The organism is Streptomyces sp. NBC_00162 (assembly GCF_024611995.1).
In the GTDB taxonomy this organism is placed as follows: domain Bacteria; phylum Actinomycetota; class Actinomycetes; order Streptomycetales; family Streptomycetaceae; genus Streptomyces.
This window is the reverse complement of the sequence record NZ_CP102509.1, coordinates 6,901,014-6,924,129: the sequence shown is the minus strand read 5'-3', so window position 1 is coordinate 6,924,129 and position 23,116 is coordinate 6,901,014. Positions and strand designations below refer to the sequence as shown.

Sequence of the window (23,116 nt, the reverse complement as noted above, 5' to 3'; positions counted from 1 at the left end):
AAGGCCTTCGGTCAAGAACTGGTTGAAGGGACCGTCCGGGTCCCGAACTCACGGGAGGACCGGGTGCGCAGCCCACGACAGGAGACCGGACCCCCGGATCTCACCACACCCGCGGGGTTCGGGGCGTTCTACGAGGAACACGTCGACGCCGTCCTCGGCTTCGTCACCCGCCGGGTCGCCGACCCGCACCTGGCGGCGGACCTGACGGCGGACATCTTCCTCGCCGCGATGGGGGCGGCCGCCGGCTACCGGCCCGACCGGGGAGTGCCGATCGCCTGGCTGTACGGGATAGCCCGCAACATCCTGTCGGGGCACGCCCGCGGCGTGGCCCGCGAGAGCGGCGCCCTCGCACGTCTCAGCGGCCGACGGCTCCTCGACGACCAGGACGTCGCCGCGATAGAGGAACGGATCGACGCCCAGCGGGCCTTCCGGGCCCTGGCCGATCGGCATGCCGCCCTGTCCGAGCCGCTGCGGGCCGCCCTCGACCTGGTCGTCGTCGACGGTCTCACCCCGGCCGAGGCCGCGCAGGCCCTCGGCGTCAGCCAGGCGACGATCCGGGTCCGCCTGCACCGCGCCCGGCGCGCCTTGCGCGCCCCGGAGCAGGTCCAGCGGACGGCCCTTGAACACCAGTTGAAGGTGGCCCGATGAGCAACAGGCCCATTGCGTTCGAGCAGCGGCTGAAGGCGGAGCTCCTGGTGAGGATGCCGGATCGGCCCGCGCCCGGGCCCGCCCCCGTCCGCCGCTCTCCGGCACGCCGGTACCGTCTGTCGCTCGCCCTCGGCGCGGTGGCGGCGACGGCCGCGGGCCTCATCGCCCTCCCCGTCCTCGGCGACAGCGGCGGCGCGTCCCCCGCCCACGCCTACACGCTGACCAGGGCTGACGACGGCAGCATCCTGGTCGAGCTGTTCCATCCCGATGGCCTGCCCGGCCTGGAGCGTGAGCTCCGGGGGTTGGGCTTCAGCGTCGCGATGGTCTACGGGAAGCCCAAGTCGGAGTGCCCCACGTACGCCGGGGCGGCGATCGACGTTCCGGGGGAGCCTCTGACCAGCGCCAACGAGAACGGAATCGTGTTGAGGATCAACGCGAAGACTCTCCCCGCGGGGCACACCCTCATACTCGAAATGCCCTCGGAGACCCGGTTGGCCAGGCACCCCGGCGCCATGGGGTTCGGAGTGGTCGAAGCGTCGAAGGTGCCGCCCTGCGTCCCCGAGGACCCGCCGCCCCCGGCCGACGACGGGACGCAGCCGCACCGGACGCTGTCGCCGGACGAGTTGGAGGCGCGGCGGAAGGAGGAGGCGCGGTTGAAGGAAATCCGTGAGAAGTATCGCGCGGAGCACCCGGACGCCCCCAAGGGGTGACCGCGAACGCCTCGCCCCGGCCGCACCGGCCGGGGCGAGGTGCGTCAGGCCCGGGTCGGCGTCCGCCCCGCCCTGCCGCCCGTCGTGGTCTCCCCTACACCGCCGATTCCGGCGCGATCCGGCTCCGGACGGCCGACTGGACGTCCTCCTCCTCCGCCGGATCGGCGGCCAGGCGGCGCAGCCGGGGCGCGACGCGGGCGTCGGCGGTCTCGGCGTGGTGGGCCGCCACCTCGCGGGTGGTCTCCTCGCAGTCCCACAGGCATTCGACGGCGAAGCCCGCCGCGAAGGAGGGGTCGGTGCTGGCCAGGGCCCGGGCGGCCCGGCCGCGCAGGTGGGACGAGGCCGTTTCGCGGTAGATGTGCCGCAGCACGGGGGCCGCGCAGCCGATCGCGAGGCGGCCCGCTCCGTCCACCAGGGCGTACAGGGCCCGGGTGTCGGGGCCCTCGCCGCGGACGGTGGAGCGCAGGGCTCCGAGGACCAGGCCGGCGTCCTCGGCTCCGCCCCGGGCGGCCAGGATGGCCGCTGCGGCCGCGCCCAGGGCGTCGGGGCGGTGGATCCAGCGGCGGGCGCGTTCGACGGCCCCGGGGCCGCACATGCGCTCGTACGCGGCCACGGCGGGCTCGTCGGCGGCGGCTTCGATGAGGTCCAGTACGGCCGGGTTCTCCGGTTCCGCGAGGACCAGGTGGTGCAGGGCGGTGGCGCGGGCCGCCTCGCCGGAGGCGCCGGCGGCCGCCGCGAGGATGGCGGGCCGGTCCTCGGGCTGGGCCACGGCGGCGAGACAGCGCGCGGCGGGCACGTGCAGCGGGGTGCCGCGGCGCAGTCCGTCGGCGGCCCAGTCGAAGACGGCTTGGACTCCCCAGCCGGGCCGGGGGCCGCTCGGGGTCAGCTGGCGCTGCCAGCGGTCGAAGGAGCCCTGCTGACGGGCGGCGCGCAGGCGCTCCCCGTACCGCGGTGACTCCTCCCACAGGCACCAGGGCCTCGGCTCGTACGCGTCGCGGATGGCGGCGGCCAGCCGCGCCTCGCCCTCCACCGTGGCGGGGAAGCGGGCGATGACCGGCTCGGCCAGGGACCGCAGCCCCTCGTCGTCGTCGCGCAGGGCGAGCTCGTCGAGGGCCCAGGCCCAGTTCGCTCCGGAGGCGGCGTAGCCGCGCAGCAGCATGAGCGCGTCGTCGCGGCCGTAGGAGGCGAGGTGGCCCAGTACGGACAGGGCGAGGCCCGTCCGGTGGTCCGCTTCGTCGAGGAGGTCCTCGGCGCCGAAGAGGTGGGCCTCGATCGCGCCGAGGGGGCCGTCGAGATCCAGGTACAGCCGGGCGTAGTACAAGGAGCGGTTCTCGACCTGCCAGTCCTGGCGCGGGTCGCGGAGCACGCACTGGTCGAGGGCCTCCAGAGCCTCCGCCCTGGGCGCCGCGAGGGCGTGCAGCGTGCCGTCGCCACGGCCCCGCTGGAGCAGCCCGAGCAGCGTGCCGCTCGGCGCTATGACTGGTTCGAACATGGGAATGGCCTCAAATCAAGCTGGGGACGCAACCGGGAATCGGGATTCACAGGGCCGCGTAACAGCATGTGAGGACGTTCGCCGTCAGGTTCCGCTCGATGTAGACCATTGCCTTCTCACTCTCGTCGGTGCTTCGCCACCATGGCGGCCGGTGCGGCAGGGGGTGGGTGTGGACACCCTTCGTGTCCAGCCCGCTCCTGCCCGTCCGTCATGTTCGCGAATCGAATCCGTCGCCATGATGACCCAGCCGGTTTGTGCGCCGCGACCACATTTACGGCCGCCGTGACCAACCTGTGAGGTCGGGAACCGGCCGGGCCCGGGCAGATCCCGGCAAAAAAGCGGATTACTCGGCTCCGAAGAGTTCCAGCAGGTCGGCCTTGGCGAACATGCGCGCCGTGTCCACGGCGGACGGGGTTCCGGCCGTCGGATCGGCCCCTCCGGCGAGCAGGGCCCGGATGACGGCCTCCTCGCCCTTGAAGACGGCTCCGGCGAGCGGGGTCTGGCCGCGGTCGTTGGCCCGGTCGGCCTCGGCGCCGCGGGCAAGCAGGGCCGTGACGGCGTCGGCGTGGCCGTGGTAGGCGGCCAGCATGACGAGGGTGTCGCCGCGGTCGTTGGTGAGGTTCGCCGGTACTCCGGCGTCGAGGTACGCGGCGAGCGTCTCGGTCTCGCCCTGACGGGCGAGGTCGAAGATCTTGGTGGCCAGTTCGATGACGTCCTCGTCGGGGACGTCCTGGGAACCGGAGCCGCCTTCGGTGTGCTCGCTCATCGTTCGTACCGCCTTTCACTCGCTGCTGGTATGGCCCGCCCCGGTGGACAGTCCCCGGGCCGGGCGGGCAGGGGGGTGCACGGCACTGCGTCCGTACGGGTGAATCGTCAGGGTAGCGCCCGGACCTGCACATGTCGGGGCCAGGCCGAGGCAATGATCACCCTTGCCCCCCTTCGTGCCGGACGCGCCAGCCGGAGTGACCCGGTCCAGTGAAAAACTCCTGGATTCACTCGTATGCACCTTTTGTCGCATTGATACTTCCTGTGAGCCTGGAAGAACTGATGGTGACTGTCCCCACCCACCAGGAGAACCCCTCATGGTCCTGTCCATCTCAGGCGTCGTCCTGCTCGGCATCATCTGCTTCCTGTTCTTCAAGAAGGACGGGATGAAGCTGACCCACGCGTTCGTCTGCTCCCTGTTCGGCTTCTTCCTCGCCGGCTCCGCCATCGCTCCGAGCATCACCGCGAGCACCGCGAGCCTCGCGAGCCTTCTCGGCGGGATCAAGCTCTAGCCCGGCCGAGGCACGGCGACACCCAGCCCCACCCGAAGCACCCGAACACCCACAACTCCAGGAGACGCCCGTGGCCCGGCGCCCACTTCCCCGCATCCTCAACAGCGGCTCCACGTCGCTGGCACGGGGCCGCGACCTCGCTCGCACGGCCGCCGACAGCGCCACGGACGTCCTCCATCCGCTCCTCACCATCGGACGCGGCCTGCGCGTCCTGGCCTCGGCCGGGCGGCGCAAATGGTCCGAAACCCCCAAGGACAAGCGTGGTCCCGCGCTGTTCCTGGGAGCCGCCTGCGTCCTCGTGGTCGCACTCGTCCCCTACGGTCCGCTCCTCGCCCTGATCACCCTCATGGCGGCGGCTGCCTGGCAGGGACGCGACCGCACCCCGGTGAAGACCGGGCCCAGCGATGCCGAGACCGAACGGCTCGGCTCCCTCTACGAAGCACTCGTGCCGTACTTCTCCACCCCGGAGGACCCGAGCCCGCTCTTCGCCCACGGCGGGGACTGGGACAAGGCCTTCAGCGGCTACGAGTTCGACGAGGCGGGCCGCGTCACCCGGCTCCACATCCGCTACCCGGCCTACTTCACCGATGGCGAGGCCGCCTCACGGGCCCGGATCGAGGCATTGCTGCACGCCAAGTCCGGGCGCGGACGGGAGTATCTCTTCGACTGGGACGAGGAGGGCAACCAGCTCGACCTGAGTGTGCTGGCGGCGCTGCCGACGGGCATCGCCGTCCAGCCGTTCGTCACCTCCCCCGGCGAGACCGTCCTCGGTTTCACCGACGCCGGAAGCGTCCAGCGCACCCTGCCCGTCCTGGAGGGCGACGAGCCCCGGGACGTGCCGCCGGTCGTCTGGCGCACCGGTCCCCGCTCCACCGAGCCCCACCTGCTGGCCGTCGGCCAGCCCGGCAGCGGCACCTCCACCCTGCTGCGCTCCATCGCCCTCCAGGCCCTGCGGCACGGCGGCGACGTACTGATCGTCGAGGGCGGCGGCAGCGGCGAGTACGCCTGCCTGTCCGGCCGCAGCGGCGTCCTCGCCGTGGAATGCGGGCCGGTCGGGGCACTGGCCACCCTGGAGTGGGCCGCGACGGAGACCGAGCGGCGCCTCATCGCCACCCACCGGGCCCGCGAGGCCGGCCGCCAGGCGCCCGAGGACACCCGCCGCCCCCTGTGGATCCTGCTGGACCGGCCCAGCGTGCTGGCGCACCTCGCGGCCGCCGAGGGCGGACCCGACCCGCTGGCCCAGCTCCAGGTGCCGCTGCGGCACGGGCGGGCCGCGCACATCACCGTGGTGGTGGCCGAACAGTTCGATCACCTGGAACTGCTCCACGACGCCGTCTGGCAGCACACCCGCGCCCGCGTCGTGCTCGGCCCCGCCGCCATCCAGCAGGTCGCCGACGTCCTGGGGCTGCCGCCGCACACCACCCCGCCGGCCCAGGTCCCGCCGGGCCGGGGATACGCCAGGCTCGGCTCGGGACCCGTGCACCGGCTCCAGGTGCCCGCCACCCCGGACCCGTACGACGACGACGCCCACCCGGCGTTCCGCCGGGCCGTGCTGGAGCTGCTGCCCGAACGGCAGGGCGACGTCACCCCGGCCAAGCGGATCCAGGGCCAGCCCCCGGCCCAGGCCCAGGGCCCGGCCGTCGAGGCGCCGTCCCCCTGAGCGCCGTTACGCCACGAACGTGCGCGGGGGCTCGGCGCCGCTGCCGCCCGCACCCGTGCCGACCAGGGCCGCGGCCGCCGACAGCCGGGAGGCGGCCTCCTCGGCCACCGGCCCGCCCACGGTGAACGGCAGCCGGACATAGCCCTCGAAGGCTCCGTCCACGCCGAACCGGGGCCCCGAGGGGACCCGTACGCCGACCCGCTCCCCGACCTCGGCCAGCCGCGAGCCCGACAGCCCGCCCGCCCGGGCCCACAGCGTCAGCCCGCCCTTCGGAACCTCGAACTCCCAGTCCGGCAGCTCCCGGCGCACCGCCGCGACCAGCGCGTCCCGGTTCTCCCTGGCCTGCTCCTGGCGGATCCCGACGGCCTCCTGCCAGCCCCCGGTCCGCATCAGCCAGTTCACCGCGAGCTGCTCCAGCACCGGCGTGCCGAGGTCGGCGTAGGCGCGGGCGGCGACCAGGCTCCGGATCACGTCGGGGGCCGCGCGGACCCAGCCGATGCGCATGCCCGCCCAGAAGGCCTTGCTGGCGGAGCCCACGGTGATCACCGTGCTGCCCGACGGGTCGAAGGAGCAGACCTGGCGGGGCATCTCCATGTCCGGGTCGAGCCGGAGTTCCAGCATGGTCTCGTCGACCACCAGGACGGTGCCCGCGGACCGGGCGGCCTCGACCATGGCCCGGCGCTGCTCCTCGGAAGCCAGGGCTCCGGTCGGGTTGTGGAAGTCGGCCACGACGTAGGCGAGGCGGGGGGCGGAGTCGCGCAGCACCTGCCGCCAGACGTCCATGTCCCAGCCGGCCAGCCCGTCGGCCATCGCGACGGGTACCAGGCGCACCCCGGCCGCGCGCATGAGCTGGAGGATGTTCGCGTAGGAGGGCGACTCGACGGCGATCCGCTCCCCGCGCCCGGCGAACAGGCTGCAGATGGCGTCGATCGCGCCCATCGCGCCGGTGGTCACCATGATCTGCTCGGGCATCGTGGGGATGCCCGCCTCGGTGTAGCGGTCGGCGAGCATCCGGCGCAGTGCCGGCAGGCCCGCCGGGTAGTCGCCGTGGGTGTGCGCGTACGGCGGCAGCTCCTCCAGGGCGCCCTGGACCGCCTTGGTGAGCCACGGCTCGGGGGCGGGCAGGGCGGCGCACCCGAGGTCGATCATGGAGCCGAGGGACTCGGGCGGCAGCGGTTCCAGCCCGCGGGCGGGCAGCGGGTTCCCGGCCGGTACGGAGGTCCAGCTGCCGGCACCCCGGCGGGACTCCAGGAACCCCTCCGCGCGCAGGGCCTCGTACGCGGCGGCGACGGTGGTGCGGCTGACGGAGAGGGCGGCGGCCAGCTCGCGCTCGGCGGGCAGCCGGGCGGCGACCGGAACGCGGCCTTCGAGGACGAGGAGGCGGATCCCGTCGGCGAGCGTGCGGTACGCGGGCAGTTTGCGGGAGCCGGACGCGGCGGGACGGTCCTGCTGGGAGCCGATCAGACGGGCGAGCTGCGCGGCACCGACCGCTGAGGTCCATTCGGCCATTGCGTCCGGTCCACCTTCGTCGAATTGGCCTCGACTGGGCGCGCCGGAGGCCGGGATTGGATTGAAGTCTGCGCAGACAGACTGTCACGCGCCGGTCCACCTGCACCAGGGGGCCTGCGCGGAGGGGGCGCGCTCGTCCCCCGTTCACCTTGCGGACCACCATCACCCCTCGCCCCGGGGGATACTGCGGCCGTGACGCATGTACGCCTTCGCCATCCGTATCTGGACCACCCGGCCCCGATCCCCTTCGCACACCGGGGAGGGGCCGCGGACGGGCTGGAGAACACCGCCGTCGCCTTCCGGCGGGCCGCCGAAGCGGGCTACCGGTACTTCGAGACCGATGTGCACGCCACGGCCGACGGGAAGCTCGTCGCCTTCCACGACTCCACCCTGGACCGGGTCACCGACGGACAGGGCAGGATCGCCGAGCTGCCGTGGAAGCGGATCCGCGAGGCGCGGGTCGGGGGCACCGAGCCGCTGGCCCTCTTCGAGGACCTGCTGGAGGAGTTCCCGGACGCCCGCTGGAACATCGACATCAAGGCCGAGTCCGCGCTGCACCCGCTGGTGAACCTGATCGCGCGGGCCGGGGTCTGGGACCGGGTCTGCGTGGGCTCCTTCTCCGAGAGCCGGGTGGCCCGGGCGCAGAAGATCGCCGGCCCCCGGCTGGCGACCTCGTACGGCATGCGCGGGGTGCTCGGCCTGCGGCTGCGCTCGTACGCGATCCCCGCGGCGCTGCGCGTCGGGGCGGTGGCGGCCCAGGTTCCGGAGACCCAGGCGGGCATCCGCGTGGTCGACCGGCGCTTCGTACGGACCGCGCACGAGCGGGGCCTGCAGGTGCACGTCTGGACCGTGAACGAACCGGAACGTATGGAGTCTCTCCTCGACCTGGGAGTCGATGGCATCATGACCGACCGGATCGACATCTTGCGCGCGGTGCTGGACCGGCGCGGGGCCTGGGCCTGACAAGGCCGCGGGTCTCCGCGCGGACTCCGGGGGGCCGCGCGCCACGGGGACCAGCGAGGGGGCACTCCATGAGTGGGCGAGACGGCGGCAAGACCGCCGAAGCGGAACCGGGGGCCGAGGACGGCAGACCGGCGGCGGTGACGGCGGCCGCGCGCAAGCGCGAGCAGCGGGGCTGGTACTTCTACGACTTCGCGGTCTCGGTGTACTCGGCGAGCGTGCTCACGGTGTTCCTCGGGCCCTATCTGACCTCGGTGGCCAAGGCCGCCGCGGACGCCGAGGGCTTCGTGCACCCGCTGGGCATCCCGGTGCGGGCCGGTTCCTTCTTCGCCTACTCGGTCTCGGCCTCGGTGATCCTGGCGGTCGTGCTCATGCCGCTGGTGGGCGCCGTCGCCGACCGGACCGGGCGCAAGAAGCCACTGCTGGCGGTGGCCGCGTACACGGGCGCCGCGGCGACGGCCGGGATGTACTTCCTGGGCGGCGAGCGCTACCTGCTGGGCGGGCTGCTGCTGGTCGCGGCGAACGCCGCACTGTCCGTCTCGATGGTGCTGTACAACGCCTATCTGCCGCAGATCTCCACGCCGGACGAGCGGGACACGGTGTCCTCGCGGGGCTGGGCCTTCGGCTACACCGCGGGCTCCCTGATGCTCGTCATGAATCTGGTGCTCTACACGGGCCACGACTCCTTCGGCCTCTCCGAGGGCGAGGCGGTACGGATCTGTCTGGCCTCGGCGGGCCTGTGGTGGGGGGCCTTCGCGCTGATCCCGCTGCGCCGGCTGCGGGACCGGGCCGTGGTCCGCGAGCCCGGGGCGGGCCCGGCCGTCAGCGGCTGGAAGCAGCTCGTCGCCACCTTGAAGGACATGCGGCGCTATCCGCTGACCCTGTCGTTCCTGCTGGCGTACCTGATCTACAACGACGGCGTGCAGACGGTGATCTCGCAGGCCTCGATCTACGGCTCGGAGGAGCTGGAGCTGGAGCAGTCCACCCTGATCGGGGCGGTGCTGCTCGTGCAGGTCCTGGCGGTGGCGGGCGCGCTGGGGATGGGGCGGCTGGCCCGGATCTACGGCGCCAAGCGGACGATCCTGGGCTCGCTGGCCGCCTGGGCGGTGACGCTGGCGGCCGGATACTTCCTGCCGGCCCGGACACCGGTGTGGTTCTTCGCACTCGCGGCGATGATCGGGCTGGTGCTGGGCGGCAGCCAGGCGCTGTCGCGCTCGCTGTTCTCGCACCTGGTGCCGGCGGGCAAGGAGGCCGAGTACTTCTCGGCGTACGAGATGAGCGACCGCGGGCTGAGCTGGGTGGGGCCCCTCGTCTTCGGCCTCACGTACCAGGTCACGGGCAGCTACCGGGACGCGATCATCTCGCTGGTGGTCTTCTTCGCACTGGGATTCGTGCTGCTGGCCAGAGTGCCGGTGCGGCGCGCGGTGGAGGCGGCAGGCAATCCTGTACCTGAACGGGTCTGAGAGCGGATCCGCGAGTGCGCACGGCCCGGATCCACGAACGAATTCCGAACGGATTTAGACGTTGAAGCCAAGGGCCGGTAGTGTACGCCTTTGGCCTGCCAGGCGGACCGTTACTGCGCGCTAAAGAAGTGTAGACGTTGGGTGACATCTGCTGCCAGATGTGACAAAACGGGCATTGGTGGGTACAACAAGGGGCGGCACGACGGGCGACGCGTGACCCGGAGCGGGAATCTATACCGCCGACCGGACGTTGACCGGATGACGACGACAGCGACACCTGTCCTGTGGGCGACAAGCCCGGGAGGCACGATTCATGAGTGAGCGAGCTCTCCGCGGTACGCGCCTCGTGGTTACCAGCTACGAGACGGACCGCGGCATCGATCTGGCCCCGCGCCAGGCGGTGGAGTACGCATGCCAGAACGGACATCGATTTGAGATGCCGTTCTCGGTTGAGGCAGACATTCCGCCGGAGTGGGAGTGCAAGGCGTGCGGCGCCATGGCACTCCTGGTGGACGGGGACGGGCCCGAAGAGAAGAAGGGCAAGCCTGCGCGAACGCACTGGGACATGCTCATGGAGCGGCGCACCCGCGAGGAGCTGGAGGAAGTGCTGGCCGAGAGGCTGGCGGTCCTTCGTTCCGGCGCCATGAACATTGCCGTGCATCCGCGGGACAGCCGCAAGTCCGCCTGACAGCCGGACGAGACAACAGCCGAGGGGCCCCGCCACACACCGTGTGGCGGGGCCCCTCGGCTGTTTTGTCGTTCCGGGGCTACGGGGCGAGCGGCGGGCGATAGCCCGTGTCCGGCCCCTGCGGCTGCCCGGGCCGGTCCTCCCGGATGACCTCGCCCTGGACGACCTTGCCGTCGGGGTAGTGGATGCGGGCCTGCTGGAAGGCGTCGCCGAAGGTCCCGGCGGGGGCCGAGGCCATCTTCCGCTCCAGCGAGCGGGCCGCACGGCGGCCGATCCACGCGCGGACGGGCGGAAGCAGACAGAGCAGGCCCGCCACGTCGGAGAGCAGGCCCGGCACGATCAGGAGCAGGCCCGCCAGCATGGTGAGGCCATTGCCCCGGCCGGGCTGCTGCGGGGTGGGCTGCACGCCCTGCTGCGCCTGCTGGAAGGTGTCGGTCAGGTTCTTGAAGGCACGGCGCCCCGCGCGCTTGATGACCACCACGCCCAGAACCATCCCGCCCGCGAGCAGCGCGGCGACGGTGAGCCCGCCGGCTGCGCCCGCGACCAGGCCGAGCAGCCAGATCTCCAGGATCAGCCAGGCGGCGACCGCCAGGGGGAGGAACGTACGGGCGGGTGAGCGCCGCTGCCGGGGGGCCGTCGGGGTAGTGGGAACGCCGGTCGTCATACCCTCCAGTGTGCCTGGGTCTGCGTAAAAGCAGCCTCAGCCGGAGGTACCGGACATCCCCTAAGGGGTGTCCGGCCGGTCAGGCCTTGTCGGTGTCCTTGGGCGCGGCCTTGGGGGCGGCCTTGGAGGCCTTGCCGGGGAGCAGCTTGGCCGCCTGGGCCTTGAGGCCCCACTGGGTGACCCGCCACAGGGCCTCCACCACGATGTCCTTGCTCATCTTGCTGTCGCCGAACTCGCGCTCGACGAAGGTGATCGGGACCTCCACGACGCGGAAACCCTTCTGCACGGCCCTGCGGGCCAGGTCGACCTGGAAGCAGTAGCCCGCGGAGGCCACCTCGTCCAGCCCCAGGCCCTCCAGGGTCTCGCGGCGGAAGGCCCGGTAGCCGCCGGTCACGTCGCGGATCGGGACGTTCAGCATCAGCCGGGAGTACGTGGAACCGCCGCGCGAGAGGATCTCGCGGCTCTTGGGCCAGTTGACGACGCGGCCGCCCGGCACCCAGCGGGAGCCCAGCACCAGGTCGGCGCCGGTCAGCGCGGTGAGCAGGCGCGGCAGCTCCTCCGGCTGGTGGGAGCCGTCGGCGTCCATCTCGACGATCACGCCGTAGCCGGCCTCCAGGGCCCAGACGAAGCCGGCCAGGTAGGCGGCTCCGAGGCCCTCCTTGCCCTTGCGGTGCAGGACGTGCACGTGGTCGTCGCCCACCGCCAGCTCGTCGGCGAGCTTGCCGGTGCCGTCCGGGCTGTTGTCGTCGGCGACCAGGATGTGGGCCTCGGGCACCGCCGCGCGGACGCGGCCGACGATCAGCCCGATGTTCTCCGCCTCGTTGTAGGTCGGAATGATCACCAAGGCCGTACCGAGCGGCCCGTAGGTCCGCTGTCCGCCGTCGCTCACTGAGTCCCCTTTTGTGCTCTTGCACGTCCTGTAGGTCTGGTCGCAGTCAATGACTTTAGAACAGTGATCGGGGCCCGCGGTCCTTCGGGCCGGTCGGACTCCCGCTGGCTGCGGGCCGCCGTGACCGTTGTCTACTGGACCGCCGGGCCCCGAACTGGGGCCACCCTCCCCCGGTAGCGCTGGGGGTGCCCCCACCGGCGAAACCTTCCCTCGCCCCCGAGGCGCGGGCGCGCTGAGCAGACGGATCCGTCCGGCACGGACGTCCTGTGGTGGACCCGGCCGAACCTATCCGGGTCCGGGCGCCCGCACCGAACCGAGGCTCGCCGGATCACCCCTGTGGGCGTACGAATACCTCCCGCCCGCCGACCACGGTCGCCAGGCACACCGGGAGCTCGGCGCCGGGGGTCAGATCGGGCAGTCCGGGGGTCCCGGAGCGGGGGTCGGTGGACCAGCGGGCGACCCGGTCGTCGGGGGCCTGGACGACCAGTTCGGCGGTCTGCCAGACGGCGTAGTCGGCCGGGGCGCCGGGGACCAGGACCCCCGCGTCGTCGCGGCCCAGCGCCCGCCAGCCGCCCCGGGTGTGGGCGGTGAAGGCGGCCCGGACGGAGATGCGGTGCTCGGGGGTGCGGTGGAAGGCGGCCGCCCGGACGGTGCCCCACGGGTCGAGCGGGGTGACGGGCGCGTCCGAGCCGAAGGCCAGCGGGACACCGGCCTTGAGCAGGGCCGCGTACGGGTTCAGGGTGCGAGCCCGCTCGGCGCCCAGCCGGTCGGCGTACATGCCGTCCTCGCCGCCCCAGGCCGCGTCGAAGGCGGGCTGCACGGACGCGGTCAGGCCCAGCTCCGCGAAGGCGGCGATGGTGGCGGGGGTCATCATCTCGGCGTGCTCGACGCGGTGCCGGGCGGCGCGGACCCGGGCCAGGCCGACCTTCTCGGCGGCGGCGCGGACACCCTCCACGACGGCGGTGATGGCGGCGTCGCCGATGGCGTGGAACCCGGCCTGGAGGCCCGCCTCGGTGCAGGCGGCGACGTGCTCCGCGACCGCGCGCGCGTCGAGGTAGCCGGTACCGGTGTGCGGGGCGTCGGCGTACGGGGCGTGCAGGCACGCGGTGTGCGAGCCGAGGGCCCCGTCGACGAACAGGTCCCCGGCCGCGCCGACCGCGCCGAGCGCCTTGGCCTGGTCGAGGTCCCGGTCCGCCCAGTACCCGAAGACGCGCGGCCCGGGCCGCTCCGCCGCCAGCGCCAGCAGGGCGGCGAAGTCCTCGGCGGAGGAGATCCCGGGCCCGCCGCACTCGTGCACGGAACCGATGCCGAGCGAGGCGGCCCGGTCCAGGGCGGCCCGCTGGGCCTCGGCGCGCTGGGCGGGGGTGACGGCCGCCAGGGCGGCGGCGCGCACGGCGTGGTGGGCGTCACGGGTCAGCGGCTGGTCGCCGTCCGGGGTCACGCCGGGTACGAGGTCCAGCAGGGCCGTGGTGACCACCGCCGAGTGCACGTCGATGCGGCTGAGGTAGAGCGGCCTGCCCCCCGCCGCTGCGTCGAGCTCGGCACGGCGCGGGGCGCGCCGCTCGGGCCAGCGCGCGGCGTCCCAGCCGTGCCCGAGGAGCACCCGGTCGGCGGGACGGCTCGCGGCGTAGGCGCGTACGAGGTCCAGCGCGGCGGTCAGGGACGGCGCGGCGGAGAGGTCCAGCCCGGTGAGCGCGAGGCCGGCGGAGGTGGTGTGGACGTGGGCGTCGGTGAAGGCGGGCGTGACGAGCGCCCCTCCGAGGTCGACGACCTCGTCCACGCCCTGCGCGAAGGCGTCGGCCGCGCCCTCGGAGCCGACCCAGGCGATGTGACCGCGCTCGACCACCATCGCCGTGGCGAAGGGGTCTGCGGGGCTGTGTACCTCGCCCCCGCGGAGGAGGACGGTCCTGGTCGGTGCTCCGGCGGCGTCGGCGGAGTGGGCGGTGCGGTCAGTCATGCGGACCAGTCTCGCGCGTCGCCGGGCCCCGCCCGACCGCCGGGTCCCTTCGGTCCCGCTAGGGAGTGTCGTCAAAGTAGCGCCGGCCGCCCGAAGGGCGGGGCTGGCGGGGCCTGGTGCGTGCGATCGCAAGGCGGAGGAGGGAGTCCATGCGGAGCATCGACGACCGACGACAACGCGGCGAGCGTGCGTGCCAGGCCCCGCCAGCCAGACGGGACTTTGACGACACGACCTAGACGCGGGGCGGGCGTGCCTCGTACGGGGTGGACAGGACCACCGTCGTGCGCGTCGAGACGTGCGCGAGGGCGCGCAGGCGGCCCAGGAGGTCTTCGAGCTCCAGGGGGGTCGCGACGCGGACCTTGAGGATGTAGTTCTCGTCGCCCGCGACGCTGTGGCATGCCTCGATCTCGGGCACGCCGGCGAGCCGGTCGGCGATGTCGTCCGGGGCGCTCGGGTCGAACGGCTTGACCGAGATGAAGGCGGTCAGCGGCAGGCCGACGGCCTCGGGGTCGACCACGGCCGCGTAGCCGCGGATCACACCGCGCTGTTCCAGCCGGCGTACTCGCTGATGGACCGCCGACGTGGACAGTCCGGTGGCCTTGCCCAGATCCGTGTAACTCATCCGCCCGTCCCGCACGAGCAGATCCACGATCTGGCGGTCCAGCTCCTCCATTGCGCTCATAGCCGCTCAACCTAAGGCCCAAGGGCTCTCCAGGCACAGTGCTGTCCGCCCACTGGAGGCATCTGCGCCGGGCATGTGACCAAGGCCACAAGCGTATGCGGGCGTCCGGCGGGCTGTTGTGGTTACTCGTGCCGCGCGACGGGAAGTGCTTGCTGTGGCCGAGGCCGAAGAACCTGCCCGCCCGGCCCACCCAAGGGGGAGTACATCCATGCTGAACACCAAGCGCGCCGGTCGCACCGAACCGGAGCCCCTGGAACCGCTCGATCCCGGAGACGGCGCGTACGCCGAAGACGGCGAATACCTCGACGACAGCGAGGGTTTCGACATCCACCACGCGGTCTGCCCCGACTGCGGCCAGTCGATCGCCCTCGTCGCCGACGAGGAGTACCTGCCGCAGCACGCCCTCTGCCTGACCCCGTGGAACCCCTTCGGGCTCACGGTGTGCGCGGGCACCGGGCGCCCCGTCGGCGACGCGCTGCCCACCGTCGGCATGATCCAGCCGGTGGAGGTGCAGGAACTGGAGCCCGTGATCCTGATGAACCTGCCGCAGGGGCTCGACTGGCGGACGCAGCCCTTCTCGCACGTCGGCGGTCCGGGCTCGCGTCCGGTGCGCGTGATGGGCCCGCTGCTGCCGCAGACGCGCCGGGAGCACGCGCAGGCGGCCTGACCCGACTGCTGCCGGGCTCCTGCCAGGGCTCCTGCCCTGACGTCTGCCAGGCCTCTTACCAGTACGTTCCCTGCACCATGGCGGCCAGACTGGCGTGGTGCAGGATCAGGCTGTCCGGATCCGCCGGGATCTCGACCTCACCGAAGTGCGCCTGCCGGTAGGCGATGCGCAGCATCACGATCCCGTGCCGCAGCGCCGCGTAGAGCGTGTGGAACTCCATGTCGCGCGGGGTGTGCCCGGTGAGTTCCGCGTAGCGGCGCTCCAGGTCCTCGCGGCGCAGGAAGTCCGGCAGTCCGGGCTGGCCGAAGCCGACGGTGAGGTCCTGGAAGAACCGGTGGAGGTAGACGGTCCAGCCGAGGTCCACCTCGCGCGGGGCGTACGCCGCCATCTCCCAGTCCAGGACGGCCGCCGGCGTGAAGCCGTCGTAGATGACGTTGCCGATGCGGGCGTCCCCCCAGTTGAGAACCGCCGGGCCCTCGTCCCGCGGCCACAGCTCCTCCAGGCGCGCGAACGCCCGCTCGATGAGCGGGGACGGGGCGAGTCCGCCCACCACCCAGGAGTAGTAGGCGCGTTGGGCGTCCACGTGCCGGCGCAGCGGGCTGCCCGTGCCTTCGGGGAGCAGGAACTCGGCCTCCTTGCCCGGGAACTGGTCGTGCAGGCGGGCCAGCAGGGAAATGCTCGCCTCCTGGAGCGCGGCGCGCTCGGCGTCGGTGGCGGCGTGCAGCCAGTTGCCCTCGTAGGTGTACGGCATGACGTCGGGCGGCACCCGCCCCTCGGCGCGGGCCATCACGAAGAACGGCGCCCCGAGCGGCCCCGGGTCCTCCTCCAGCCACTGCACGCGCGGGACGGGCAGGTCCGTGTGCTCGGCGACCAGGCTCATCACTCGGTGCTGGCGCGGCATGTCGTACGTCGGGAAGACGGTGTAGGCGGCCGGGTCGGCGGCAAGCCTCAACGCACAGGCGCGGAGCGGGGTGTCGGGGTGGTCTATGTCGAAGAGCAGGGTCTCGCTGGACATGCCGTTGGACCCGGGGACGGAGACGTTGGTGACCTTCGCGCCGGGAAGTTTGGTGTCCAGCCAGGCGGCGAGGCGCCGGCCGAGCTCCTCGGGTTCCCGGGTGGAGGTGCGCGGACGTGGTGCGGTGGCCATGGATGAGCCCCTTTCCTACGGGTCCGACTGGGCTTGGCGGGCTTACTGGGCTACGGAGGAGTAGTCGGCGAAGCCGCTGGGGTCGTGGCGGCCGAAGCTGCCGTGCTCGAAGATGCCGTGACCGACCTGTCCGTCGAGGGTGAAGCGGGCCGAGTGGTCGGTGACCCCGAAGGCGGCCATGGGGTGGGCGGCGGGATCGGAGAGGTCGTAGACGCGGCGGTCGGCCCAGCCCCGTCCCTGCCAGGTGCCGTGCTGCCAGTCGGCGGCGGGCGGGTAGCCGGCGCCGACGGCGAGCGGGGAGGAGTTCAGGATCTGCACGCCGAGTTCGAGGGGCTTGCGGGCCGGGTCGGTGAGGTGGACGACGGCGCTCTCGGGGTGCCTGGTGCCGGGCCGGTAGCGGATCTCGGTGTGCGGCCAGCCGAGTTGCACGTCGTGGCGGCCGCTGCCCTCGGGGAAGACCTGGAGGGCCTCGCTCAGGGTGCGGTGTCCGTCGGCGTCCTCCTGCGCGATGACCATGACGAACCGGTCCTCGAAGCGGACCGGTATCCAGAGCCAGTGGAAGCCCTCGGGGCGGTACTCCTCGGCGGCCCGGCCGCCGTCCTCACCGGGGATCGGGCGCACGCCCCAACTGCGGTCGCGGGTACCGGTCCACTCCCCTGGTGTGAGGGTGAACTCCTCCCCCTTGGCCCGGATGGTGCCGGTCACGTTGCCGGCCTGGACGAACCGGCGGCCTTCCAGCATGAGGCGGTCGCCGCGCCGCTGGATGTGGTGGGGCTCCCAGACGGCGGGGAACTCGGCGGTCCAGGTGACGTCGTACGAGAGCCCGTCCGGGTCGGCGGGGTCGGCGGCGCAGCGCAGGGTCAGCTGCCGGAGCGGGACGTCGACGGTAACGGAGAGCGGGCCGACGGAGAGGTTCATGCGGTCGTCGGTGAGGGCGTCGGAGGCCCGGACGGCGAGCAGTTCGTCCCCGACGCGGAGGGTGGCGTAGGCGTCGATGACCCCGGCGTTGGGGTAGACCCCGAGACCGAGGATGAGGACGGCGCGGCCGGCGTGGTCGAAGACGTGGAAGATGCAGCGGTCGTAGGCGTTGCGGTCACCGCTGACGAGGTGCTTCATCGACAGCGGTGCCTGGTGGATGGGGTACTCGTCAAGGGCGACGGGCCGATCGGCGGGCATGGCGAACCTCCGGGACAGGTCGGGGCTGGTCGGGGGCAGGTCGGGGTACCGCGGCGGCATGGCTCGAGCGGATATGACGGTACGTCAGAATCCCGATCGGGGGCCAGACTTCTGGCACAACCTGACAGGGCGGCACGGTTGGGCGGGGGCTGCGGGGGGGATGTGGGGGGGATGTGGGGCGGGGGCTTCGGGGGGGGGAGCCGCGCGGGAGGGATCAGGGATGCGGGGGGGCTTCGGGGGTCGGGGTCTCAGCGGGGCGGGATCAGGGAGGGTTTGGGGTTTCCCGTCAGTCCCACTGTCTCCCCGGGTCGGGCCGGTCTGTAAAGGGCGCTCCTCCTTCGTCGTCGCGTCGCTTCGCGATGGCCTTCGGCCACCCTTGACAGGCCACCCCGCCCCGGAAAGACAGGACTGTCGGGAAGCCCCCAAAAGAACGGTCCACCGGTTCCATGAATGAGTAGGGGCCATCAGGGACCGGCTCCCCGGCCCCTGGGGCGGCGTCTGAGCCCGGGCCCATAGCGAGGGGATGCGGGGTCGGTGGGCGCATCAGATCGCTACACACTTCTCACCCATGGCGTCCGGCGCCCGTCTGGGGCTGGACATAAGCCGCCCACGGCCGGCACACACGTCTCCATCACGCGCCTGCGGGCAGTCTGTCCCTATTTGGCGGCGAGTTGAGAGCCAATCGATCACTTCCCGGAGTGAGAGACCCAAAAGTCCGGCACCACACTCCGCCAGAGCACTTTCGTGCCCGCGACCGCCCGCAGACGCCCTCCAAGAGCGTCAACTGACGGTCTGGGGCGGCTTATGTCCAGCCCATGACGGTCTGATCGCCGCCAGACCACCTCAGGCGGCAGCGGCCAGTGGGCGGCCTATTCCCAGCCCCAGACGGCCCGCAGTCGCCAGACAATGAGCAAGTGTGTAGCGATCTGACGCGCCCACCGACCCCGGATTCCCTCCCGATCGGCCCGGGCGCATGCCCGCCCACGGCAGCCAAGCAGCCGGTCCCTGATCTCCCCCGGTCTGAATCGTGAACCGGCGGACCGTTCTTTTGGGGGCTTCCCGACAGTCCTGTCTTTCCGGGGCGGGACGGTCTGTCAAGGGTGGCCGAAGGCCATCGCGAAGCGACGCGACGACGAAGGAGGAGCGCCCTTTACAGACCGGCCCGACCCGGGGAGACAGTGGGACTGACGGGAAACCCCCAAACCCTCCCTGATCCCGCCCCGCCGAGACCCCGACCCCCGAAGCCCCCACCCGCCCTTACGCCCCCGCCTACGCCCCCGGGTACCCCTCGAACGGATCCCCGGGCCCGCGAAGCGATTACCCGTCGGCGTCGTGCCGCGTTGCCCCGGCATGACCACGGTTGAGACTTCCATGCCACGGACAGGACGCCGACGGCGGCAGGTGCCGCCCGGTTACGAAGAATCGGTTCAGCAGGGGTCGGGGCCCGGGCTCCGGCAGCGGTTTCCCGATCCGCCCATCTACAGTGCGCTGATCGCCCGCTGGACCGAGGACGGCCGGACCGTGCCGGGGCGGCGCGATCCTGAATGGTCCCGGATCGCTTCCTCCCCCATCTGGCCTAACGGCCCGCTCTTCGGAGGCTGAGACGGGAGCCGACCCGGGAGCAGACCGATAGCCGACCCGGGAGCCCCCGCCGGCCTAGCGCGTCTCCGGGCCCGCGAGGTGGCGGGCGATGACCATGCGCTGGATCTGGTTGGTGCCCTCGACGATCTGGAGCACCTTCGCCTCCCGCATCAGCCGCTCGACCGGGAAGTCCGCGGTGTAGCCGTACCCGCCGAGGACCTGGACCGCGTCCGTGGTGACCGCCATCGCCGCGTCCGTGCAGAACAGCTTGGCCATCGCCGCCTGCCGGGAGAACGGCTTGCCGGCGTCCCGCAGCCGGGCCGCCGCGAGGTAGAGCGCGCGGCCCGCCTCGATCTTGGTGGCCATGTCGGCCAGCATGAAGCGCAGCCCCTGGAAGTCCGCGATCGGGTGCCCGAACTGCTTGCGGCCCAGCGCGTACGCCAGGGCCTCGTCCAGCGCCGCCTGGGCGACGCCGATGGCGCACGCGGCGATGCCCAGGCGCCCGGCGTCCAGTGCCGCCAGGGCGATGGTGAAGCCCTGGCCCTCCTCGCCGATGCGGCGCGAGTCGGGCACCCGTACGCCGTCGAAGTGCAGCTGGGCGGTGGGCGAGCCCTTCATGCCCATCTTCTTCTCGGGCACGGCCGCGGTCAGGCCCGCCGCGTCCCCGGGGACCAGGAAGGCCGTGATGCCCTTGGGCCCCTCGACGCCGGTGCGGGCCAGGACGGTGTAGAAGTCGGCGACTCCGCCGTGGGTGATCCACGCCTTGGTGCCGGTGATGATCCAGTCGTCGCCGTCACGCACCGCCTTGGTGGTCAGCGAGGCGGCGTCGGAGCCCGCGGCCGGCTCGGAGAGGCAGTACGCGCCCAGCAGGCCGCCGCCGAGCATGTCGGGCAGGTGGGCGGCCTGCTGCTCCTTGGTGCCGTAGCCGGCCAGTCCGTGGCAGGCCAGGGAGTGCACGCTGACGCCGAGGCCGACGGTCAGGCGGGCCGCGGCCAGCTCCTCCAGGGCCTGGAGGTAGACCTCGTACGGCTGCTCGCCGCCGCCGAACTCTCCGGCGTAGGGGAGGCCCAGCAGGCCCGCCTCGGAGAGCAGGGTGAAGACCTCGCGCGGGAACCGCCCGGAGTCCTCCTCCTCGGCGGCCTTGGGGCGGATCTCGCGCTGCGCGATCTCGCGTACGAGGGCGAGGAGGTCCCGGGACTCCTCGGTGGGCAGCTGTCGGTCCACCGGCTGCGGGGCGCGGTCAGTCATGGCGGCGCTCTCCTCCCTGGTCGGGCACGGCGGCGACGCGTGAGGTGTGGGACGCGCCGCCGGATCTCGGTGCTCTTACAGCCGATGCTGCCCTCCCGGATCACGGAAGGGGCTGCTCAGCGGCTGCGGCGGGTCGAGTATGCCCGATCAGGGGCCTCCCGTCACCGGCGCAAGATCATGTCGCTGTTCGTCCGCTTCATCGAGGGTGGGCGGAGCGGGGCACTCCGGGACGAACTCCTCGATGACGTTCAGTGTCGTGCGCAGCTGGCGCACCAGGAGGGCCCCGAGCCGGTCCCGGTCGGGCTGGTCGGCCGCGCCCGCACCGAGGGCGCCGGTCCACTCCAGGGTGATCCCCTCGACCGAGGAGAGCCAGCCGACGAGCGCGAGCCGGGCGATCGGCGGGAGCGTGCGGTGTCCGTACGCGCCTTCGGCGATGGTGGCGACCAGTTCCTCGCGGACGGCGTCGCGGATGGCCAGCACCTCGGCGTCGGAGCCGACGCCGCCGGTGACGATGGTGCGGTAGGCGGCCTGGTGGTGCTCGGCGTAGTGGAGGTAGCCGTCGACGGTGCGCCGGACCCGCTCGGCGGCCGGGAGGTCGGTCTCTCCGCCGGCGCGGGCGACGAGCTCGGCGACGGAGTCCTCGACGATGGCGAGGTAGTAGCCGCGCTTGCTCTTGAAGTAGTAGTAGATCAGCCCCTTGGCGACGCCGGCCTGCTTGGCGATGTCGTCCATGGACAGTGCGTCGTACGAGGTGTCGGCGAACAACTTGCGTCCGGTCGCTATGAGTTCGGCCCTGCGGACCTGCGAACGCCCGGTCGTGCCGCGCTGTTGACTATTATTCAAATTCGGCCCTAGCCTCGAACTGCCACCGGATGGCTGAAGTATGGCAGCCCCTGGCAGCACTTCCCCTGCGCACTGGACGACGTACGGGAGGCACCATCATGGGCAAGGGCACGGGACGGCCCCGCGAGGGCCGGGTCCACTGGAAGAAGACGGCCGTCGTCGCGATGCCCGCGGTCGTCGCGGTCGGCGCCATGGCCATGATCATGGCGCAGGGCGCGCTCGCCGCCTCCTTCGCCGTCTCGGGGACCAGTTTCCAGGTCTCCTCCTCCAAGCTGAGCAGCAAGGGCCTGGCCTCCTACGTGCAGACGGACCGCTCCGTCGACGGCAAGGGGCATCCCGTCGCGCTCCTCGGCATCGGCGAGGCCACCCTCACCGACATCTGCCAGGCCGCCGAGGTGGGGACCCCGCTCGGCACGGTGGTCTTCAAACTGACCGCCGGGGGCCCTGCCGGGGAGGTCACGGCCACCAGCCTGGTGATCGACGGCGAGGACCTCAACGGCGACGCCACCTTCGGCACGGCGCAGATCGGCCGGGACGCCTCGACCCTGGACCAGGTGGACGGGGTCAAGGGCGAACCGGGCAAGTTCGGCCTGCAGGCCGGGGACATCGAGGTGGTGGGCGTGAAGTCCCACGCCTGGTCCGCGACCGGCGGCAACTTCCGGCTCAAGGGCCTGAAGCTGAGCGTCAGCCTGGACGGCACGAAGTGCTTCTAGGCATCCGGAAGCCGCGGCTCCCGCTGCCGGAGCACCGGAGCCGGCTGCGTGCCTGGCGCCGGACCCGGCCGTTCTGGGGCGGGCTGCTGCTGGTGCTGGGCGGGACCGAGCTGCTGCTGGTCCCGCTCTCCCCGCTGACCGTGCTGGTGAGCCTGGGACTCGGCGGGATCGCCGCCATCGGGATCGGCCTCGCGCTGATCCTGGCGGGGCTGTTCCTGTGGTTCCTGCCGCAGGCCCGGGTGTACGTGTCGCTGCACGCCCTGCTGCTGTCGGTGCTCTCCTTCGTGGCGACCAACCTCGGCGGGTTCGTGGTCGGGATGGCGCTCGGCATCGCCGGGAGCGCGCTGGCCTTCGGCTGGACCCCGCTGCCCGACGAGGAGGCGGGCGAGGAGGCTCCCAGGGGAGTGCCCAGCCTGGACGGCGCCGGTCCGCGGACGCTGGCCGTCGTACTGCCCGTGGTGCTGCTGGCGGCGCTGGCGACGGGAGCCCCGCGGGCTCAGGCCGCCCCCGCCGCGGGGCCGCCGTCGGCGGCGCGGACTCCCCCGACCGTCACCACCTCGCTGTTCGCACCCCAGGGCTTCGCGTTCGCGGGGGTCACGCACGTGCCTACCGTGGACGGCCCGCTCAAGGTGCTCGTGCTGAAGATGCGCGCTGCCTCGCTCCGCGACTACCGGCTGCGCACGCGCGACGGGCGGGACGAGTACGGGCTCGCCGCCACGTCCCTCGATCTGCGCGGCGACGTGACCCTCTACCTGACGAGGTTCAGCGGGTGCATCGAGGGACTGCTGTGCGTGACCTTCAGGCCCGACGGGCTGCCGGCTCCCCCGGTGATCCCGCCGTTCGTCTTCATGACCCGGGTCACGGCCGAGCAGGCGCTCGTCACCTCCGATGTGATCGTCACCAACGGACTGCGGCTGGAAGCCTCGTGATCCCCGTCCAGGCGGCGCCGCTGTGGGCCTACGGCATCGGGGCGACCTTCGCGGTGGCGGCCGGGCGCCAGCTCCAGTGGTGGGAGCGCTCGGTCCGGGGCGAGGGGGTCCGTACGAGGAGCCGCGCCGCCGATCCGTACCGGGTACCGGCGGCTGCTGAGCGCTGATCCGCGGGCCTTCGCCGGCTGGTCCGCGGACAGAGCGGTCAACAAC

Annotated in this window: 22 protein-coding genes; 11 read left to right on the top strand and 11 right to left on the bottom strand. The window is 72.6% G+C overall.

What is annotated here, in order from left to right; all coding sequences use genetic code 11:
- Positions 1 to 63 precede the first annotated feature (63 nt).
- Both JIW86_RS32190 and JIW86_RS32185 read left to right on the top strand, forming a co-directional pair.
- Positions 64 to 648, top strand: coding sequence for an RNA polymerase sigma factor (locus JIW86_RS32190; RefSeq protein WP_257557342.1), 585 nt, complete (start codon positions 64 to 66; stop codon positions 646 to 648).
- A complete protein-coding gene (locus JIW86_RS32185; RefSeq protein ID WP_257557340.1) occupies positions 645 to 1,358 on the top strand; it encodes a hypothetical protein in 714 nt (237 codons plus the stop codon). The genes JIW86_RS32190 and JIW86_RS32185 overlap by 4 nt, the downstream gene beginning before the upstream one ends.
- Before the next feature lie 94 nt (positions 1,359 to 1,452).
- Here JIW86_RS32185 and JIW86_RS32180 read toward each other — a convergent pair whose 3' ends face one another.
- Both JIW86_RS32180 and JIW86_RS32175 read right to left on the bottom strand, forming a co-directional pair.
- On the bottom strand, positions 1,453 to 2,850 hold the full coding sequence (locus JIW86_RS32180; protein WP_257557338.1) for a HEAT repeat domain-containing protein: 1,398 nt from the start codon (positions 2,848 to 2,850) through the stop codon (positions 1,453 to 1,455).
- A gap of 343 nt (positions 2,851 to 3,193) precedes the next feature.
- Positions 3,194 to 3,616 carry an ankyrin repeat domain-containing protein gene (locus JIW86_RS32175; protein WP_215150569.1) on the bottom strand — a complete coding sequence of 141 codons (423 nt, stop codon included), beginning with the start codon at positions 3,614 to 3,616 and terminating at the stop codon, positions 3,194 to 3,196.
- A 316-nt stretch (positions 3,617 to 3,932) separates the two neighbouring features.
- On the opposite strand from JIW86_RS32175, the gene JIW86_RS32170 reads away from it, so the two are divergent.
- The gene (locus tag JIW86_RS32170) at positions 3,933 to 4,127 is read left to right on the top strand and encodes a hypothetical protein (protein WP_030031218.1); all 195 of its coding nucleotides are present in this window, start codon (positions 3,933 to 3,935) and stop codon (positions 4,125 to 4,127) included.
- 70 nt (positions 4,128 to 4,197) lie between these two features.
- Positions 4,198 to 5,787, top strand: a complete 1,590-nt coding sequence (locus JIW86_RS32165; protein ID WP_257557332.1) for an ATP-binding protein — start codon at positions 4,198 to 4,200, stop codon at positions 5,785 to 5,787.
- A gap of 6 nt (positions 5,788 to 5,793) precedes the next feature.
- Here JIW86_RS32165 and JIW86_RS32160 read toward each other — a convergent pair whose 3' ends face one another.
- On the bottom strand, positions 5,794 to 7,296 hold the full coding sequence (locus JIW86_RS32160) for a PLP-dependent aminotransferase family protein (RefSeq protein ID WP_257557330.1): 1,503 nt from the start codon (positions 7,294 to 7,296) through the stop codon (positions 5,794 to 5,796).
- A gap of 192 nt (positions 7,297 to 7,488) precedes the next feature.
- Here JIW86_RS32160 and JIW86_RS32155 point away from each other — a divergent pair, with 192 nt between their 5' ends.
- From JIW86_RS32155 to JIW86_RS32145, 3 genes are all read left to right on the top strand, one after another.
- Positions 7,489 to 8,259 (top strand): glycerophosphodiester phosphodiesterase, encoded by a 771-nt coding sequence (locus JIW86_RS32155; protein ID WP_215150563.1) that lies wholly within the window; start codon positions 7,489 to 7,491, stop codon positions 8,257 to 8,259.
- Between the two features lie 68 nt (positions 8,260 to 8,327).
- Positions 8,328 to 9,719 carry an MFS transporter gene (locus JIW86_RS32150; protein WP_257557328.1) on the top strand — a complete coding sequence of 464 codons (1,392 nt, stop codon included), beginning with the start codon at positions 8,328 to 8,330 and terminating at the stop codon, positions 9,717 to 9,719.
- Positions 9,720 to 10,032: 313 nt separating this feature from the next.
- Positions 10,033 to 10,407: an RNA polymerase-binding protein RbpA gene (locus JIW86_RS32145; RefSeq protein ID WP_031146696.1), complete on the top strand. Its 375-nt coding sequence runs from the start codon at positions 10,033 to 10,035 to the stop codon at positions 10,405 to 10,407.
- Between the two features lie 79 nt (positions 10,408 to 10,486).
- On the opposite strand, the gene fxsA is transcribed toward JIW86_RS32145, so the two are convergent.
- The 4 genes from fxsA to JIW86_RS32125 form a co-directional block, all read right to left on the bottom strand.
- Positions 10,487 to 11,071 (bottom strand): FxsA family membrane protein, encoded by a 585-nt coding sequence (gene fxsA / locus JIW86_RS32140; RefSeq protein ID WP_257557324.1) that lies wholly within the window; start codon positions 11,069 to 11,071, stop codon positions 10,487 to 10,489.
- A 79-nt stretch (positions 11,072 to 11,150) separates the two neighbouring features.
- Positions 11,151 to 11,960: a polyprenol monophosphomannose synthase gene (locus JIW86_RS32135; protein ID WP_257557323.1), complete on the bottom strand. Its 810-nt coding sequence runs from the start codon at positions 11,958 to 11,960 to the stop codon at positions 11,151 to 11,153.
- 328 nt (positions 11,961 to 12,288) lie between these two features.
- On the bottom strand, positions 12,289 to 13,917 hold the full coding sequence (locus JIW86_RS32130; RefSeq protein WP_257557321.1) for an amidohydrolase: 1,629 nt from the start codon (positions 13,915 to 13,917) through the stop codon (positions 12,289 to 12,291).
- 232 nt (positions 13,918 to 14,149) lie between these two features.
- Positions 14,150 to 14,590 carry an Lrp/AsnC family transcriptional regulator gene (locus tag JIW86_RS32125; protein WP_030011705.1) on the bottom strand — a complete coding sequence of 147 codons (441 nt, stop codon included), beginning with the start codon at positions 14,588 to 14,590 and terminating at the stop codon, positions 14,150 to 14,152.
- Between the two features lie 217 nt (positions 14,591 to 14,807).
- Between JIW86_RS32125 and JIW86_RS32120 the strand changes: the two genes are divergently transcribed.
- Entirely contained in the window at positions 14,808 to 15,266 is a 459-nt protein-coding gene (locus JIW86_RS32120; protein ID WP_257557319.1) for a hypothetical protein, read from the top strand.
- 55 nt (positions 15,267 to 15,321) lie between these two features.
- On the opposite strand, the gene JIW86_RS32115 is transcribed toward JIW86_RS32120, so the two are convergent.
- The 4 genes from JIW86_RS32115 to JIW86_RS32100 form a co-directional block, all read right to left on the bottom strand.
- A complete protein-coding gene (locus tag JIW86_RS32115) occupies positions 15,322 to 16,413 on the bottom strand; it encodes a phosphotransferase family protein (protein WP_257557318.1) in 1,092 nt (363 codons plus the stop codon).
- A gap of 42 nt (positions 16,414 to 16,455) precedes the next feature.
- Positions 16,456 to 17,589 carry a hypothetical protein gene (locus JIW86_RS32110; RefSeq protein WP_257559519.1) on the bottom strand — a complete coding sequence of 378 codons (1,134 nt, stop codon included), beginning with the start codon at positions 17,587 to 17,589 and terminating at the stop codon, positions 16,456 to 16,458.
- A gap of 1,656 nt (positions 17,590 to 19,245) precedes the next feature.
- Positions 19,246 to 20,418: an acyl-CoA dehydrogenase family protein gene (locus JIW86_RS32105; protein ID WP_257557317.1), complete on the bottom strand. Its 1,173-nt coding sequence runs from the start codon at positions 20,416 to 20,418 to the stop codon at positions 19,246 to 19,248.
- 147 nt (positions 20,419 to 20,565) lie between these two features.
- Complete coding sequence (locus tag JIW86_RS32100; RefSeq protein ID WP_257557315.1) at positions 20,566 to 21,261, bottom strand: TetR/AcrR family transcriptional regulator; 696 nt, start codon at positions 21,259 to 21,261, stop codon at positions 20,566 to 20,568.
- Between the two features lie 98 nt (positions 21,262 to 21,359).
- Between JIW86_RS32100 and JIW86_RS32095 the strand changes: the two genes are divergently transcribed.
- Genes JIW86_RS32095 through JIW86_RS32085 form a run of 3 tightly spaced genes read left to right on the top strand, consistent with a single transcriptional unit; the run spans position 21,360 to position 23,070 of the window.
- Positions 21,360 to 21,974, top strand: a complete 615-nt coding sequence (locus JIW86_RS32095) for a DUF6230 family protein (protein ID WP_257557314.1) — start codon at positions 21,360 to 21,362, stop codon at positions 21,972 to 21,974.
- Positions 21,965 to 22,903, top strand: coding sequence for a DUF6114 domain-containing protein (locus JIW86_RS32090; RefSeq protein ID WP_257557313.1), 939 nt, complete (start codon positions 21,965 to 21,967; stop codon positions 22,901 to 22,903). Before JIW86_RS32095 ends, JIW86_RS32090 begins: the two co-directional genes overlap by 10 nt.
- Entirely contained in the window at positions 22,900 to 23,070 is a 171-nt protein-coding gene (locus JIW86_RS32085; RefSeq protein ID WP_257557312.1) for a hypothetical protein, read from the top strand. Before JIW86_RS32090 ends, JIW86_RS32085 begins: the two co-directional genes overlap by 4 nt.
- The last annotated feature ends 46 nt before the right edge of the window (positions 23,071 to 23,116 follow it).

Coding starts and splice junctions, on each gene's coding strand:
- JIW86_RS32110 (WP_257559519.1), bottom strand. CDS start 17,589: ATGCCCGCCGATCGGCCCGTCGCCCTTGACGAGTACCCCATCCACCAG.
- JIW86_RS32105 (WP_257557317.1), bottom strand. CDS start 20,418: ATGACTGACCGCGCCCCGCAGCCGGTGGACCGACAGCTGCCCACCGAG.
- JIW86_RS32180 (WP_257557338.1), bottom strand. CDS start 2,850: ATGTTCGAACCAGTCATAGCGCCGAGCGGCACGCTGCTCGGGCTGCTC.
- JIW86_RS32130 (WP_257557321.1), bottom strand. CDS start 13,917: ATGACTGACCGCACCGCCCACTCCGCCGACGCCGCCGGAGCACCGACC.
- fxsA (WP_257557324.1), bottom strand. CDS start 11,071: ATGACGACCGGCGTTCCCACTACCCCGACGGCCCCCCGGCAGCGGCGC.
- JIW86_RS32175 (WP_215150569.1), bottom strand. CDS start 3,616: ATGAGCGAGCACACCGAAGGCGGCTCCGGTTCCCAGGACGTCCCCGAC.
- JIW86_RS32160 (WP_257557330.1), bottom strand. CDS start 7,296: ATGGCCGAATGGACCTCAGCGGTCGGTGCCGCGCAGCTCGCCCGTCTG.
- JIW86_RS32170 (WP_030031218.1), top strand. CDS start 3,933: ATGGTCCTGTCCATCTCAGGCGTCGTCCTGCTCGGCATCATCTGCTTC.
- JIW86_RS32115 (WP_257557318.1), bottom strand. CDS start 16,413: ATGGCCACCGCACCACGTCCGCGCACCTCCACCCGGGAACCCGAGGAG.
- JIW86_RS32145 (WP_031146696.1), top strand. CDS start 10,033: ATGAGTGAGCGAGCTCTCCGCGGTACGCGCCTCGTGGTTACCAGCTAC.
- JIW86_RS32150 (WP_257557328.1), top strand. CDS start 8,328: ATGAGTGGGCGAGACGGCGGCAAGACCGCCGAAGCGGAACCGGGGGCC.
- JIW86_RS32095 (WP_257557314.1), top strand. CDS start 21,360: ATGGGCAAGGGCACGGGACGGCCCCGCGAGGGCCGGGTCCACTGGAAG.
- JIW86_RS32120 (WP_257557319.1), top strand. CDS start 14,808: ATGCTGAACACCAAGCGCGCCGGTCGCACCGAACCGGAGCCCCTGGAA.
- JIW86_RS32125 (WP_030011705.1), bottom strand. CDS start 14,590: ATGGAGGAGCTGGACCGCCAGATCGTGGATCTGCTCGTGCGGGACGGG.
- JIW86_RS32185 (WP_257557340.1), top strand. CDS start 645: ATGAGCAACAGGCCCATTGCGTTCGAGCAGCGGCTGAAGGCGGAGCTC.